This window comes from Vibrio sinaloensis, from assembly GCF_023195835.1.
Classification (GTDB): Bacteria; Pseudomonadota; Gammaproteobacteria; order Enterobacterales; family Vibrionaceae; genus Vibrio; species Vibrio sinaloensis_C.
In genome coordinates this window covers 630380-643828 of record NZ_CP096200.1, presented here as the reverse complement: position 1 = coordinate 643828, position 13449 = coordinate 630380, and the positions used below count along the sequence as shown (strand labels likewise).

Annotated in this window: 16 protein-coding genes and 1 pseudogene; 8 read left to right on the top strand and 9 right to left on the bottom strand. The window is 50.7% G+C overall.

The window, feature by feature from the left end; genetic code table 11:
• Positions 1 to 12 precede the first annotated feature (12 nt).
• Genes MTO69_RS16475 through MTO69_RS16465 form a run of 3 tightly spaced genes read right to left on the bottom strand, consistent with a single transcriptional unit; the run spans position 13 to position 1782 of the window.
• The gene (locus MTO69_RS16475) at positions 13 to 273 is read right to left on the bottom strand and encodes a phosphopantetheine-binding protein (protein ID WP_248334526.1); all 261 of its coding nucleotides are present in this window, start codon (positions 271 to 273) and stop codon (positions 13 to 15) included.
• A gap of 13 nt (positions 274 to 286) precedes the next feature.
• Positions 287 to 1054, bottom strand: a complete 768-nt coding sequence (locus MTO69_RS16470) for a lysophospholipid acyltransferase family protein (RefSeq protein ID WP_248335591.1) — start codon at positions 1052 to 1054, stop codon at positions 287 to 289.
• Positions 1051 to 1782 (bottom strand): beta-ketoacyl synthase chain length factor, encoded by a 732-nt coding sequence (locus tag MTO69_RS16465; RefSeq protein ID WP_248334525.1) that lies wholly within the window; start codon positions 1780 to 1782, stop codon positions 1051 to 1053. The genes MTO69_RS16470 and MTO69_RS16465 overlap by 4 nt, the downstream gene beginning before the upstream one ends.
• Before the next feature lie 69 nt (positions 1783 to 1851).
• On the opposite strand from MTO69_RS16465, the gene MTO69_RS16460 reads away from it, so the two are divergent.
• The 4 genes from MTO69_RS16460 (at position 1852) to MTO69_RS16445 (ending at position 4963) form a co-directional block, all read left to right on the top strand.
• A complete protein-coding gene (locus MTO69_RS16460) occupies positions 1852 to 2244 on the top strand; it encodes a hypothetical protein (protein ID WP_248334524.1) in 393 nt (130 codons plus the stop codon).
• 31 nt (positions 2245 to 2275) lie between these two features.
• Complete coding sequence (locus tag MTO69_RS16455; protein ID WP_248334523.1) at positions 2276 to 3343, top strand: methyltransferase; 1068 nt, start codon at positions 2276 to 2278, stop codon at positions 3341 to 3343.
• A 35-nt stretch (positions 3344 to 3378) separates the two neighbouring features.
• Positions 3379 to 4626: an NAD(P)/FAD-dependent oxidoreductase gene (locus tag MTO69_RS16450; RefSeq protein ID WP_248334522.1), complete on the top strand. Its 1248-nt coding sequence runs from the start codon at positions 3379 to 3381 to the stop codon at positions 4624 to 4626.
• An 85-nt stretch (positions 4627 to 4711) separates the two neighbouring features.
• A complete protein-coding gene (locus tag MTO69_RS16445) occupies positions 4712 to 4963 on the top strand; it encodes a DUF3081 domain-containing protein (RefSeq protein WP_248334521.1) in 252 nt (83 codons plus the stop codon).
• Between the two features lie 56 nt (positions 4964 to 5019).
• Here the strand turns inward: MTO69_RS16445 and MTO69_RS16440 are convergent, their stop codons facing one another.
• Positions 5020 to 5916, bottom strand: a complete 897-nt coding sequence (locus MTO69_RS16440) for a DMT family transporter (protein WP_248334520.1) — start codon at positions 5914 to 5916, stop codon at positions 5020 to 5022.
• Between the two features lie 119 nt (positions 5917 to 6035).
• Here MTO69_RS16440 and MTO69_RS16435 point away from each other — a divergent pair, with 119 nt between their 5' ends.
• The 4 genes and pseudogenes from MTO69_RS16435 (at position 6036) to MTO69_RS16420 (ending at position 9118) form a co-directional block, all read left to right on the top strand.
• On the top strand, positions 6036 to 6518 hold the full coding sequence (locus tag MTO69_RS16435) for a MarR family winged helix-turn-helix transcriptional regulator (RefSeq protein ID WP_248334519.1): 483 nt from the start codon (positions 6036 to 6038) through the stop codon (positions 6516 to 6518).
• Between the two features lie 21 nt (positions 6519 to 6539).
• Positions 6540 to 6653 (top strand): annotated as a pseudogene (locus tag MTO69_RS16430) (sugar diacid recognition domain-containing protein); the annotation flags it as partial.
• A gap of 53 nt (positions 6654 to 6706) precedes the next feature.
• Positions 6707 to 7972, top strand: a complete 1266-nt coding sequence (locus MTO69_RS16425; RefSeq protein WP_248334518.1) for a GntP family permease — start codon at positions 6707 to 6709, stop codon at positions 7970 to 7972.
• A gap of 9 nt (positions 7973 to 7981) precedes the next feature.
• Positions 7982 to 9118 (top strand): glycerate kinase, encoded by a 1137-nt coding sequence (locus tag MTO69_RS16420; RefSeq protein ID WP_248334517.1) that lies wholly within the window; start codon positions 7982 to 7984, stop codon positions 9116 to 9118.
• A gap of 72 nt (positions 9119 to 9190) precedes the next feature.
• Here the strand turns inward: MTO69_RS16420 and MTO69_RS16415 are convergent, their stop codons facing one another.
• From MTO69_RS16415 to xdhC, 5 genes are read right to left on the bottom strand one after another with little or no spacing between them, the layout of a single operon-like run.
• A complete protein-coding gene (locus tag MTO69_RS16415) occupies positions 9191 to 10429 on the bottom strand; it encodes a urate hydroxylase PuuD (protein WP_248334516.1) in 1239 nt (412 codons plus the stop codon).
• Positions 10375 to 11742 (bottom strand): guanine deaminase, encoded by a 1368-nt coding sequence (gene guaD / locus MTO69_RS16410; protein WP_248334515.1) that lies wholly within the window; start codon positions 11740 to 11742, stop codon positions 10375 to 10377. Before guaD ends, MTO69_RS16415 begins: the two co-directional genes overlap by 55 nt.
• A gap of 4 nt (positions 11743 to 11746) precedes the next feature.
• Complete coding sequence (gene uraH / locus MTO69_RS16405) at positions 11747 to 12070, bottom strand: hydroxyisourate hydrolase (protein WP_248334514.1); 324 nt, start codon at positions 12068 to 12070, stop codon at positions 11747 to 11749.
• A complete protein-coding gene (locus MTO69_RS16400) occupies positions 12067 to 12552 on the bottom strand; it encodes a 2-oxo-4-hydroxy-4-carboxy-5-ureidoimidazoline decarboxylase (protein ID WP_248334513.1) in 486 nt (161 codons plus the stop codon). Before MTO69_RS16400 ends, uraH begins: the two co-directional genes overlap by 4 nt.
• Complete coding sequence (gene xdhC, locus MTO69_RS16395) at positions 12549 to 13448, bottom strand: xanthine dehydrogenase accessory protein XdhC (RefSeq protein ID WP_248334512.1); 900 nt, start codon at positions 13446 to 13448, stop codon at positions 12549 to 12551. The genes MTO69_RS16400 and xdhC overlap by 4 nt, the downstream gene beginning before the upstream one ends.
• Position 13449 lies beyond the last annotated feature (1 nt).

Sequence of the window (13449 nt, the reverse complement as noted above, 5' to 3'; positions counted from 1 at the left end):
AGTACCTAGGGATTATTCACCAGTTTGCGACGAAATGTAGTTAGCCAGATTGCTAACCGAAGCAAAGTGTTGACGCGTATTAGTATCATCTGCGTCAATTACAATGTTGTACTTTTTCTTAATCGCCAAACCGAGTTCTAGTGCATCGATAGAGTCTAATCCTAGACCGTCGCCAAAAAGCGCTGCATCCGTGTCGATATCTTCAATGGTTAAATCTTCAAGATTCAGTGCATCGATAATAAGTTGTTTGATTTCGTTATGGAGTTTTTCCACGTGGGCCTACTTCTTATTCTGTATTTTCTGGAAACAATGTGTCAGCTAAATGCTGCTGTAAACGACGAGCCGCAATTGTTGGGGACGTAGTTTGCGCTATAAATGGCATTACCTCAACTTTATCCTTAACCTCAACATGGAAAAAAGGCTTAGTTTTGGGTACTTGATACCATTTTGTCTCTTTTGTGAGAAAGCTCGGAGAAACACGGATATGGATGACGCGCATATCGCGTTGGGTGCGAACCGCGATCTGTGCCGCGCCGCGTTGCAGTTTTGATACTACCCCAGGCGTGGTTCTTGTTCCTTCAGGAAAAACCAACAGTACATTACCTTGATCGAATCGCTGTTCACAGGTTGAGAGTAAGTCGTCGGGTGTTTCATTGGGGATGTAGCCGGCCGCTTTTACGATGTGCTTCATAAACGGGTTGGCCCAAATGGCCGATTTGACCAAGCAGTCGCAGCGTTCAAGTTGCGAGGCGATCAGCACATAATCGATTAAGCTAGGGTGATTGGCGACAATCAAACAGTTGCGGTCTTGCTTGAGGATCTCAGCGCCAACGATTTGATAGTCGATAGCACCCGTGAATTTCATTAGCCGACAAAAAAGGTGAAAGGCGCGCTGGATGGCTCCTTGAACTCGGTACTCTCGCTCGGTTTGATCGTGAGTGATCAAGCGAATCATCGGGATGACGACAAAGCTGAGAAACAAGCCGCCCAGCCCAAACACAGCAAAACAAAAACCGGTTGCGATGACTCGCCACCACTGACCTAACTGATTCATTGTTTTCTGTACCAGCTCCAAGTTTGCATCGGCGTTTCTATCTGCCATTGTTGATGCTTGAGTAAGTAGTGTTGTAGAAAGCGCAAACCCGCGGGTAAAGCGCTCGGGTCGAATTGGCCTGCCGCTTGGCGACTGAGCTGCATGGTGTCGCCTTTAGAGAGCACAAGCCCCAATGCGTAGCCTTGATAACTTTGTTGCTCAAACTGCAAATAATCTTGTGGCAGCGGCTCATCAAAATCGACCAATAGAACTTTGCTGCTGGGGTTGGCCTCTAGATAGAGCCAAGCTTCGATCAGCGCGCTGTGGAAAGTGTTTTCGCTGGCGGCCACTGAGGTAAGCGGAATCGCTTGTTTGGTCGCAATGGTGGCGAGGCCCGCGGCGGTGTTATGGACCGATTGAGAAAATGCCATCGGCGAGGCTGGTTCACCGGATAAGATATCTCGCACCAGGGCGATACTGCGCTGCAACTCACCGTGGCGACTGGCGAACACTAAATAGTCCACCTGGTGTTGATTGAGTAACTCAATCGCCGTTTGCACCGCGACTTTGCTCAAGCTGCTCATTCGACGTCGCATCATGGCTGGGATCGCACCACATTCCAGCTGACCATTTTCTGGCCAGCACAAGTGACTCGCCCACTTTTCCCACTCTTGAGACTGCGAAAGTCCGCTAGAATGCGCACACCATGTATCGATGTTAAATGAGAGAAAAAGATCTGATTTTGGCATAGGTCATTGAATTGTCGTGATTACGGCGAAATACTATTACAGTTTTTACACTCTAAAGGAAAGATAGATATGTCACCATTAAAGTTAATCAGCGCAATGTTTCTTGCTTTGCTTCTCGCCGGTTGTGGGCGGGTGCAGCCTGTAATGAATGTCGAGGATACTCCAGTTGCTTACAATCTTCAAAGTAAACAGGTCAAGAGCGCGATCATGTCAGCAGCGACTAACCGCGGCTGGGTGGTGGAAGAAGTGAGTCCGGGCGAGCTCAATGCAAAACTGCACGTTCGTTCTCACTATGCGGAAGTAAAAATTCCCTACAATGACAAATTTTACTCCATTCTTTATCTCAACTCAGAAAACCTAAAAGCGAGTGATGGCAAAATTCACCGCAACTACAACCGCTGGATTAACAATCTTAACGTTGACATCAAGCGTCAGTTATCTGTGATTGCCGCTCAACAGTAATTCTCATTCACCATACATAGTTAGGTTTTTCGTGAAACAAGATAATCAAGAGCCGTACACTGCCTTAGAGGCAAAAACGCAAGCGCAAAAGCTCTCTTTTGCACCGATCGTGTTCCATACGGCGCGTACCCTGCGCGACCTTGGCATTTTATCGGTCCTGGATAAAGCTGGAGAGCAGGGGCTCAGTGCCGCCGACATCGCGGCGCAAACTCAGGTGTCTGAGTATGGAGTCAAAGTGTTACTCGACATGGCGATAAGCGCAGACATGGTCTTGTGGCGTCAACCTAACTATGTGTTGGCGAACCTAGGCTACTTTATTCTTCATGATGGTATGACCAAAGCCAACATGGACTTCACCGCTGACGTTTGTTATGCGGCTATGATGCATTTAACCGAAGCGATTGTGGAAGGCAAACCCGCCGGTCTGAAAGAGCTCGGCGACTGGGAAACCATCTACCAGGGGTTGTCCCAACTGCCAGAGCAGGCCAAGCAGAGTTGGTTTCAGTTTGATCACTTCTACTCTGACCGCTCGTTCCCCGTGTTGCTTGAGCAGGTGTTTGCCGACAGCCCTAAAACCTTAGTGGACATTGGTGGCAATACCGGTAAGTGGGCGGTGCAATGTTGTCGTCACAATCCTGAGGTGGATGTCACGATTGTCGATTTGCCGCAACAGCTTGAAATGGCGATGAACAATGCAGCCGAACACGGTTTTTCGCAGCGAATTCATCCATTTGCCGCCAATATGCTCGATAAGTCGCAACCGCTGCCTGAGCAGGCTGAGGTATGGTGGATGAGCCAATTCTTGGATTGCTTCTCACCGATGGAAATTTTGAGCATTCTGAAGCGAGTGAAGGCGCAGTTGCGCCAAGGGGATGTGGTCTATATTCTCGAGCTATTTTGGGATGCGCAAAAATACCCCGCAGCCTCATACAGCCTCAACGCCACCTCGCTCTATTTCACCTGTCTGGCCAATGGTAATAGCCGTTTTTACCGCAGCGATGATTTTCTTGAGATCGTTGCCGAGGCGGGGCTGGTGGTGGAAGCGCGCACAGATAACATTGGCCTTGGCCACACCTTGCTGAAGCTTCGTCAACGATGAGTGAGACCAACAAGGTGACAACGAAAGAAACCAATATGCAAAAACACAATACCCAAGTGGTGGTGGTTGGAGCCGGCCCATCCGGTGCCACGGTGGCGGCTTTGCTGCATGCGCAAAATATTCAGGTGATTGTGATAGAGAAAGCGCAGTTTCCACGCTTTTCGATTGGCGAGAGCTTACTGCCCGCTTGTATGGAAGTGATCGAGCAAGCAGGCATGCTAGAGGCGGTAAATCGTGCCGGTTTTCAATACAAGGATGGCGCGGCTTTTCGTCGCAATGGGGTGTACACTCAGTTCAACTTTACTGACAAGTACACCGCAGGTCCTGGTACTACGTTTCAAGTCCAACGTGCTCATTTTGACAAAGTGTTAGCCGACAGCGCGGCTGAACAAGGGGTCGAGATTCGCTATCAGCATGCGCTCACGGCGTTAGAATTTAATGGACCCCGTTCGTTGTTAACCGTGACAGACGAGCTTGAGCAAAGTTATCAGATGGAAGCCGACTTCGTGCTCGATGCTAGCGGCTTCGGTCGAGTTTTACCGCGCATGCTGGATCTTGAACAGCCCTCTTGCTTGCCAGCACGCAAAGCGATTTTTACCCATATCGTGGACAACATCAGCGGGCAAGCGCTGGAGTATGACCGAAATAAGATTTTGATTTCGGTACACCCAAACAATCACGATGTTTGGTATTGGCTTATCCCATTTGCTAATGGAGTGTGTTCGTTTGGTGTGGTGGGGGAGCCAGAATTTTTCGAGCGCTACCCACAAGACAACATCGCCGCGCTCAAGCAACTTGCCAGCGAAGAGCCGGGTCTTGCCCAGTTGCTTCGTCAAGCGGAATACCCCAACCCTGCGGGTGAACTCGGTGGTTACTCGGCCAACGTCAAGCATCTTGCTACCTCGCACTATGCGCTGCTTGGCAATGCTGGTGAGTTTCTTGACCCAGTGTTTTCCTCAGGGGTGACGATTGCGATGAAGTCGGCCCAGCTTGCGGCGGATTGCGTGGTACGACAGCTCAATGGGCAACCAGTAGACTGGCAAGCGGAGTATGCGCAGCCTCTGATGGTTGGCGTCAATACGTTTCGAACGTATGTTGAAGGTTGGTATCACGGTGAACTGCAGGACGTGATCTTTCATCAATCTCCCAATCCACGGATCAAGCAAATGATCTCGTCGATTTTGGCTGGTTATGCTTGGGATACCAATAATCCGTATGTGAAAAACAGTCGTCAGCGTTTAGCGACTCTGGCCGAGTTGGTGAGAGAGACGTCAAAGCCGTAGAGTTTGATATGGCGCAAGGGTTGAAGTTGGCGAAAACGGACTTTGTTGTACATACTTTTCCATATAAGACGAAGGAAGGTGGCGTATGAAAAACGAACTTGATCCCGGCAAAATTCTGCAAGCTTATGAAACGGTGATGGCCAATGGTACTCCGACCGAGCATGGAAAAATCTATGAAGGTATCGAAGCCTTTTCGGATTACGATGGCTACAACGTCTACATGCGTGGCAATGGCGTAGAACTCAAGGTGGGGTTCCACAATACCTACCACTTAGACTACGACCAAGAGCACCTTCGAGATAGCTTTTTGAAAAAGGTGGCCATGCTCACTAAATAGTCGCAACATCACAAGCCCCAAACACCTTGGTGTTTGGGGCTGTTCTGTACTAAACCCTATTGACTCACCGCCGCTGCTCTTAGCCTATGCTGGCGTAGCGTAAGCACAATTTGCGGCATTAACGACATCACAATCATGCCGAACATCAGGCTGTATTGGAAAGGCGTAAACGACTCACCAAGCAATATCAGCCCACAGACGATGCCAGCTATCGGGTTAGCGATGCCACCGAAGGTGAAGTCGACCACAGACATCCGCTGCAGTAGCCACACATACATGCCATAGCCAAACGCGGTGTTCAGCCCTACCACCCAAACTAAACCATAGATGTTGGTCAACGTCATCTGCTCAAAAACTGCGGCATACTTGTCAGGTTCCATGGTCGCTTGAACCCCCGCTGCGATAGACAAACACAGACCACCAAGAATTAACTGCCAGGTTAACACCGTCCACCAATGGATGCGGTTGCCCAGCGACTTAGTGATTGAGCTGCCCACCACGATACACATGATCGCCCCGAGCATGGCACTCAAGCCTAGCGGGCTCAAGCTGATGGAAGCGGGATCAAACAGCATCCAAGCCAGTGCAATCAAAGCAGCACCACTCAGGGTTTGGGTTAAACTTGGTCGATGCTTGTTGCCCAGCCAGTTGTACAGCATGGCAAACACCGGGACCGAGATCATGCCAACACCTGAGATGGCAGAGGGTAAGGTCAGGGCCATCACAAAGATTAAACCAAAGAAGGTGGCGATGTTTATCAAGCCGAGGCTGAATAAGATCTGCCAATCGCCCTTGCTGGGTAAGCTCGGTTTAATCGCCAGTAGGATTAGACCCGCGGGTAAAGCGCGAAAAGCTCCTAGCAACAGAGGAGGCCAGTCCGCCAGAGTGTATTGAGTCACCGCATACGTGGTGCCCCAAAAGAACGCAGGAATCATTGCTAAGAGGATATTCATAGTGATTTATCTTTACGTTAAGATATTTTGCTGGCAAATGTACGCGCAAAAATACTCTTTGTAAAGTATCTTTATGTTAAAGTAATTTTTCGATGGTTGGTGATGGGAGATAAAAACCGATGGATGCAATCGACAAAGTGGTCGAGCAATGGGCAACAGAGAAACCAGACTTAGACACACAGCCGATGGCAATGATGGGGCGATTGATGCGCATTGCCAAGTATATGGAGAGTGAGGTGGCTAAGCTTCACAAGCGTTACGATTTGAAGTTAGGCGAGTTCGATGTGCTGGCGACATTACGCCGCAGTGGTCAGCCCTATCGGCTCACGCCCTCAGCGTTAATAGACTCTATGATGTTAACCTCGGGCGCGATGACCAATCGCTTAGACAAGCTTGAAACGAAAGGCTTGATTGCACGTGAGCACAGCCAGGCGGATCGCCGCAGCGTCACAGTGCAGTTGACCGAGCAAGGATTGACGGTGATCGATAACCTGATGCAAGAGCATGTGGCCGTGCAAGCGAACTTGGTGGCGGGCATCGATGCCAAGCAAAGAGATCAGCTCAATGGTTTGTTAAAAACCTGGCTGGCCCAATATGAGTGATCACTGAAGTAAGTGACGAATATGCAGCTAAATACTTTAATTGCCCGACAAATCGTTGAAAGAGCGACCAAAATTATTCAGTTTCCCGTCAACGTGATGGACGAGAATGGTCAGATTATCGGCTCGAGTGACCCTTAGCGTCTGCACGTACCCTGCTGGCAGTTGAAGAAACAGTCGGAAAAACAAAAATGATAGAAGTCTCTACTCTTGGCGCGCTGACCGCATTGGTTGTCGCCATTGCTCTTATCCTAAAAAAAGTGCCGCCCGCTTATGGCATGATTATCGGTGCCCTGATCGGTGGTGTCATTGGCGGTGTATCGCTGACCGATACTGTCAACTTAATGGTTGGCGGTGCTCAAGATATCGTGTCAGCCGTTTTGCGCATCCTCACTGCAGGCGTGCTTGCTGGCGTCTTAATTGAGTCTGGCGCGGCCACCTCGATTGCTGAAACTATTATTAAAAAAGTCGGAGAAACCAGAGCACTACTGGCGTTGGCTATTGCGACCATGATTCTGACCGGCGTTGGCGTGTTTGTTGATGCGGCGGTGATTACCGTTTCTCCCATTGCTCTGGCGATTGCGCGACGCGCTGATCTATCGAAAACTGCCATCTTATTTGCCATGGTTAGCGGTGGTAAAGCGGGTAATGTAATGTCTCCGAACCCGAATGCGATTGCTGCAGCTGATGCCTTCAATGTCCCGCTAACGTCAGTCATGGCAGCAGGGGTTATTCCTGGTCTGTGTGGCTTGGTGCTCGCTTACTTTATTGCGAAAAAATTGGTGAATAAAGGCTCTAAAGTCGATGCTTGCGAAGTGGTGGAAGTCGATCATTCCCAGCTGCCATCATTCAATGCGGCGATTGTGGCACCTTTGGTTGTGATTGTTCTGCTCTGTATACGGCCAATCGCTGGAATTGACGTCGATCCAATGATCGCTTTGCCTGTAGGGGGCTTGGTTGGTGCCGTTGTGATGGGCCGTTTTTCTGATACCAACCACTTTGCAGTCGCAGGCTTAAGCCGCATGGCGCCGGTTGCGGTTTTGTTACTGGGTACCGGTACGCTAGCAGGCATTATTGCCAACTCGGGTCTAAAAGAGGGTTTGATTGATGGATTAACTGCGTCAGGCTTGCCTTCCTTCCTACTGGCGCCAGCCTCTGGTGCGATAATGGCGTTGGCAACGGCGTCGACAACAGCCGGTACCGCGGTTGCGGCCAGTGTGTTTAGCAGCACTATTTTAGAGTTGGGTGTTCCTGCTCTAGCAGGTGCTGCGATGATTCACTCCGGTGCAATGGCACTCGACCATATGCCTCACGGAGGCTTCTTTCATGCGACGGGGGGCGCGGTGCATATGGATATTCGTGAGCGACTTAAGCTCATTCCTTACGAGTCAGCCGTCGGTCTGCTGATTGCTTTTGTCTCAACCATGATGTTCGGCGTGTTTGGTTTATTTGTTTAAGGACTCGAGATGAAGATTGTCATTGCTCCAGATTCGTACAAAGAAAGTTTAACGGCGATGGAAGTCGCCACCGCGATCGAAAGTGGCTTTAAGCAAGTGTTACCCCACGCCGAGTATGTAAAATTGCCGATGGCGGATGGTGGCGAAGGCACAGTGCAATCGCTGGTCGACGCAACCGGTGGCCATATCGTCAGTGCAGAGGTCACCGGACCGCTTGGACAAAAAGTTGAAGGCTTTTATGGTGTGTTAGGAGATGGTTCAACCGCGGTGATTGAAATGGCGGCCGCGTCTGGCTTGCATCTGGTTGAGCCTGAAAAACGCAACCCAATGCTCACCACCACCTATGGAACCGGTGAGCTGATTAAAGCAGCGCTCGATGCGGGCGTACAACACATCATCGTCGGTATCGGTGGCAGTGCGACCAACGATGGCGGCATGGGTATGGCTCAGGCGCTGGGCGCTCGCTTTATCGATAGTGAAGGAAATGAGCTTGCCTCCGGGGGCGGAGCACTGGCGCAGTTAGCAAGCATCGACTTGGCCGGCTTAGATGCCCGTTTAAGTGACGTTAAGCTCGAAGTGGCGTGTGACGTCGATAACCCACTGTGCGGCCCGAAAGGCGCCTCCCAAGTTTTTGGCCCGCAAAAAGGTGCGACGCCGGAGATGGTCCGACAACTGGACCAAAACTTGGCGCATTACGCCGCGGTAATTGCTCAAACCAATGGCAAAGATGTGATTGAGCAAGCGGGAGCCGGCGCTGCTGGTGGATTAGGTGCTGCGCTGCTGGGTCTATTTGATGCCACGCTTCGCCCGGGAATCAGCATTGTCATGGACGCGGTGAACTTGTCACAAGTGCTTCGTGATGCGGATTTAGTGATCACCGGAGAAGGTCGTATTGATAGTCAAACCATCCATGGAAAAACACCGATTGGTGTTGCACGCACCGCCAAACAATACCATCTGCCGGTGATTGGTATTGCAGGCAGCATAGCGAAAGATTGCTCGGTGGTGCATGCGCATGGCATCGATGCGGTCTACAGTGTGGTGTTGGGGGCGACCGATTTGCCTACCGCGCTTAAAGAAGCGGCGTTTAACGTTGAGATGACATCACGTAATGTTGCAGCCGCGCTGGCGATGTCGCTTAAATAACCTTATTCGCCTTGTACGAAAACAGTCGCCAATTGGCGACCGTTTTGCTTTTTCGACATCACAAGAGTTGTTTTACTGCTCAGCCACTAAGGTGCGTTTTAGCAGGTTGCGTTCCTCTTGAGTCATACCGGTTTTGTTCATAAATGGCATATCTGCGCTTTCGACGGTTCGCGCCAGGATGCGTGGTGACCAACGTTGCACATCTTGCCAGCTATCAAAGGTGGCACCAGCGGGGGCCATGGCAAAGACATCGTCACTCGGTTGACTGCTATGACAGGTCGCGCAGCGCTGCTTGACGATAGCGAACACCGCCTGCTGCTCGACTGAGATCTGGTTAGTCTCGGTTGTCTGTGTACTGTGCTGTGTTTGCTGGACTGCCACATCAGGGCTATGAGTGGTTTGGCTGATTGGCCAGCTGACCACGACGGCGAGCAAAACCATTGCGCTGAGACCACTCACCATCACACTGGGCTTGGTTGTCCCTGTGTGTTTTAAATTAAAGTAAAAGCGTATCCAAGCACTGATCAACATGACCAAAAGCGCTATCAACCAATTGAATTGGTGTTGATAAATCATCGGATAGTGATTGCTGATCATAAGAAAAATAATCGGTAACGTAAGGTAGTTGTTGTGGATCGAGCGTCTCTTGCCTTCGATCCCGGGTGCTGGGTCAACCTCGCTGCCACTGGCAACTTGCGCCACCATTTTTCTCTGCCCTGGAATGATTTTGTAAAACACATTGTTGGCCATGATTGAGCCTATCAAGGCACCCATATGAATGAATGCCCCGCGGCCACTGAAAACCTGACTGAAGCCATAAAAAAACAGCGCACCAAGAGCGATTATCGAGAGCAAAAAAGCGACCTTGACTTTAGCCAATGGCGAGCGAAGCAGCAGCTCATAGCTGGCTACCCCAGCGACGATGCCAACGATACCTAACGCGACCGCCTCTAAGCTCGATAGCGGCATAATCCTTGGGTCGATGAGATAGGCTTGAGCATTGAAGTAATACATCCACACCAGCAGCACACTTCCGGTAATCCATGTGCTGTACGCTTCCCATTTAAACCAATGTAGGTTTGGTGGCATCTGCTGTGGGCCGACTTGATACTTTGCCACTTCGTAGAAGCCGCCACCATGCACGGCCCACAAATCCCCTTTGATTCCCTTGTCTTTCTTCCATTGAGGTGGCGTTTCTAAACTGTTGTCCAGCCAAGTGAAATAGAAACTCGCGCCTATCCATGCAACACCACAAATTACATGGAACCATTTGATAAATAACGCAATCCACTCGTAGAGTTGTGGCCACATACTTTACTTCCTTTTTTGTAGACTAAATTGCCGCACAGATAGGTGCGTTCGATAACACGGTCATCGCTAAGCGTGATGATGGCAAACAGTTGTTCACGCAGTGTTTTGCAGCGTAGCAATCGCTGTTGCAGTATCGGCGATGCCATGAAATCCAACTCGACGAAGTCGGCTTCACTGCCGGGGTTTAAGTTGCCCACTAGGTGGTCAATCCCCATGCCTGCAGCAGCGCCTTGTGTTGATAAATACAAGGACTCAAAGGGATCTAAGCTGCTGTTTTGCAGTTGACAGATCTTGTAGGCATCCGCTTGATTGGCGAACAAGCTTAAGTCGGTTCCTGCGCCCACATCGCTGGCGATGGATACATGAATCCCCTCAGCTTTTGCTCGGTCGAAATTGAACAGGCCGCTGCCTAGAAATAGGTTCGATGAAGGGCAAAAACTGATGGTGGCTCCAGATTGAGCCAAACTTCGGTACTCTCGGTCTTCGAGGTGAATCGCATGACCAAACAGAGCGCGCTCGCGCACCAGATCATAAGCCTCATACACACCAAGATAGTCACTATGCTCTGGATACAGCTCTTTAATCCACGCCACCTCACCTAAGTTTTCGCTGAGATGGGTTTGAATAAAGGTATCGGGATGTTCGTTGGCGAGCTGACCCGCCTTTGCCAGTTGCTCCGGCGTGCTGGTGGGGGCGAAGCGAGGCGTAATGGCATACATGGCGCGGCCTTGGTTGTGCCAACGCTCAATCAGAGCTTTGCTGTCGCGGTATGCCGATTCTGGGGTGTCTTGCAGCGTCTCTGGGCAAAAGCGGTCCATCATGACTTTGCCACAGATCATTCGTGCTTGCAGCGACTCGGCAGCGCAGAAAAAAGCGTTCACCGACTGTGGGTGCACCGTGGCAAATACGCTGGCGGTGGTGGTGCCGTGTGACAGTAGTTGGTTTAAGAAAAACTCAGCTTGGGCGTCAGCATAGGCCTGATTGGCAAATTGCTGCTCGGTTGGAAAAGTGTATTCGTTCAACCAGTCCAACAGCTGTTTTCCGTAGCTAGCAATCATCTCGATTTGCGGAAAATGAACATGGCTATCGATCATCCCAGGGATAATCAAACCTTTGTGCATTTCCACTCCGCCATAGTTGAGTCGCTGCTGATTGGCTGGCAGCTTAAAAAACTCACTGGCTTCGCCTAAATGACGGATTCGCCCGTTTTCGGTCACCAAAACCCCATCATTAAAATACTGATAGTTGGCCGCCGGATCGGACGTGGTTTTCGGAAAGTGCAGAATGCTGCCTCTGTGTACCTGTTGAGTCATAGTGTTAGCTCCCGCGATAAGTGGAATATGAATAAGCAGAGAGCAGCACCGGTACATGGTAGTGGCGCTGATCCGCTATCTGAAAATGGACCTCGATCAGCGGAAAAAACACGGTGCCAAAGCGTTGCTGACAATACGCCTGTGTTGCAAATCTCAAGGTGTAGGTTTGGTCTATAGCCAGCTCACAATCAAAGCGGGCTCGGCCATCGGTATCGGTGACAGCGGTGGCGATCGTGGTTAAGGTTCCAAACTCAAGCAGTGAGACAGGCACTTGCGGCGCAGGCTGCCCATGGGTGGTGTCGAGCACATGACAACTTAGGGAACTCATCGATAAGCCTCCATTCGGTGTTGACTGATGTTGCGTTGCTCAATGGCGGCGTTTTCCAGTTCAATATGGCGTGGGTTGGTGATGCGTGTTTTGAGCAAATCGAGCATCTCATCTGCGCTCTTGTTGGTCGCAAACACGATGAAAATAAAGCCAAATTTGTCCAAGTAGCGTTGGTTCTCGTTCAGGAGTTGCTGCAGCACTTGATCTGTCGCCAATGACACGCCTGATTGTTCTGCTTCACTGAGGGTTTTGCCTTGAGCGTACTTCTGCTGCAAGGTGGAGAGATCGCCAATCATCGGATGGCCAGCGAACGCTTCCAACCAATCTTGCTCTTGCAGTTGATCGAACGCCTTATTGGCGGCCAGGGTTAGACTGTCAAAGTCAGAATCAGGGCGGTATTCAAGCATCAGTTTTTGCCAGCGGCGACTGGTGCAGATCGAGGCTAGATTATCCATCAGGCTTGGCGCTTGGCAGTCGGTCATAAGCTCACCTGTTTAAGTGATTGACGCGCCTGACTGGCCGCTTGCCAGCTCTGCTTGCTCAGATGCTCCGCTTTGTGTTGTGTCTCTGAATTGGCAAATCGCTCAATCAATTGCGCGCTAATCGATACCGCCACTTGCATAGGCAACTTGCCTTGCACGTCGGGGTGACCGATAGGACAGATGAGCGGCTCGATCAGCTCTGGGCGTTTAAGTTGCTCTTCGAGACGAAAGCGAAAGCGTTGATTCTTGGACTCGGAGCCAATCAGACCCACAAAGGAAAATCGGTTTTGTTCGAGCGCCTTGCTGACGATGGCATAATCCAAGCTATGATCTTGGGTCATGACCACAAGATGGCTGTTGCTGCTCATCTCTGCTACCATCGAGGCAGGTTCATCACAGCAGTGGGTGGTAATGCCCACAGACGAGAGTGGCTCAAGCCATTCTGAGCGAGTATCGACCACGGTGAGATGGTAAGGGAGCTCGCGCAATATCGACGTCAGAGAGTGGCAGACATGCCCGGCACCAAACACCACCACCTTGGGCTGATTGGTTTGCATAAACTCGAGCAAGACTTGCACCGCGCCGCCGCAGCATTGGCCCAGATCCGCAGCAAGGGAGAAGCGCTCGATACTTGCTTGTTGCTTATGCTGCGCAAGGCCCTCTCTGGCTTTTTGAATCACCTGAAACTCAAGATTGCCTCCGCCTAAAGTGTCGTATTGATGGGTTGGGGTGATCACCATTTTTGCCCCGCGCGCTCGTGGCACTGACCCCACCTCTGCGACTACAGTGGCGATGCAGTAGGGTTGACCATGCTGCTCTAGCTCTTGGCAAGCAGTGAGCCAACCTTGCTTGATGGTGGAAAACGGCGTTGAGCCGGGTTGAGTTAATGATTGCATA

Excerpts from the sequence above, each read along its gene's own strand:
- guaD (WP_248334515.1), bottom strand. The coding sequence starts at position 11,742 with ATGACTCAACAGGTACACAGAGGCAGCATTCTGCACTTTCCGAAAACC.
- MTO69_RS16400 (WP_248334513.1), bottom strand. The coding sequence starts at position 12,552 with ATGACCGACTGCCAAGCGCCAAGCCTGATGGATAATCTAGCCTCGATC.
- uraH (WP_248334514.1), bottom strand. The coding sequence starts at position 12,070 with ATGAGTTCCCTAAGTTGTCATGTGCTCGACACCACCCATGGGCAGCCT.
- MTO69_RS16435 (WP_248334519.1), top strand. The coding sequence starts at position 6,036 with ATGGATGCAATCGACAAAGTGGTCGAGCAATGGGCAACAGAGAAACCA.
- MTO69_RS16460 (WP_248334524.1), top strand. The coding sequence starts at position 1,852 with ATGTCACCATTAAAGTTAATCAGCGCAATGTTTCTTGCTTTGCTTCTC.
- MTO69_RS16445 (WP_248334521.1), top strand. The coding sequence starts at position 4,712 with ATGAAAAACGAACTTGATCCCGGCAAAATTCTGCAAGCTTATGAAACG.
- MTO69_RS16465 (WP_248334525.1), bottom strand. The coding sequence starts at position 1,782 with ATGCCAAAATCAGATCTTTTTCTCTCATTTAACATCGATACATGGTGT.
- MTO69_RS16440 (WP_248334520.1), bottom strand. The coding sequence starts at position 5,916 with ATGAATATCCTCTTAGCAATGATTCCTGCGTTCTTTTGGGGCACCACG.
- MTO69_RS16450 (WP_248334522.1), top strand. The coding sequence starts at position 3,379 with ATGCAAAAACACAATACCCAAGTGGTGGTGGTTGGAGCCGGCCCATCC.
- MTO69_RS16415 (WP_248334516.1), bottom strand. The coding sequence starts at position 10,429 with ATGTGGCCACAACTCTACGAGTGGATTGCGTTATTTATCAAATGGTTC.
- xdhC (WP_248334512.1), bottom strand. The coding sequence starts at position 13,448 with ATGCAATCATTAACTCAACCCGGCTCAACGCCGTTTTCCACCATCAAG.
- MTO69_RS16420 (WP_248334517.1), top strand. The coding sequence starts at position 7,982 with ATGAAGATTGTCATTGCTCCAGATTCGTACAAAGAAAGTTTAACGGCG.
- MTO69_RS16470 (WP_248335591.1), bottom strand. The coding sequence starts at position 1,054 with ATGAATCAGTTAGGTCAGTGGTGGCGAGTCATCGCAACCGGTTTTTGT.
- MTO69_RS16425 (WP_248334518.1), top strand. The coding sequence starts at position 6,707 with ATGATAGAAGTCTCTACTCTTGGCGCGCTGACCGCATTGGTTGTCGCC.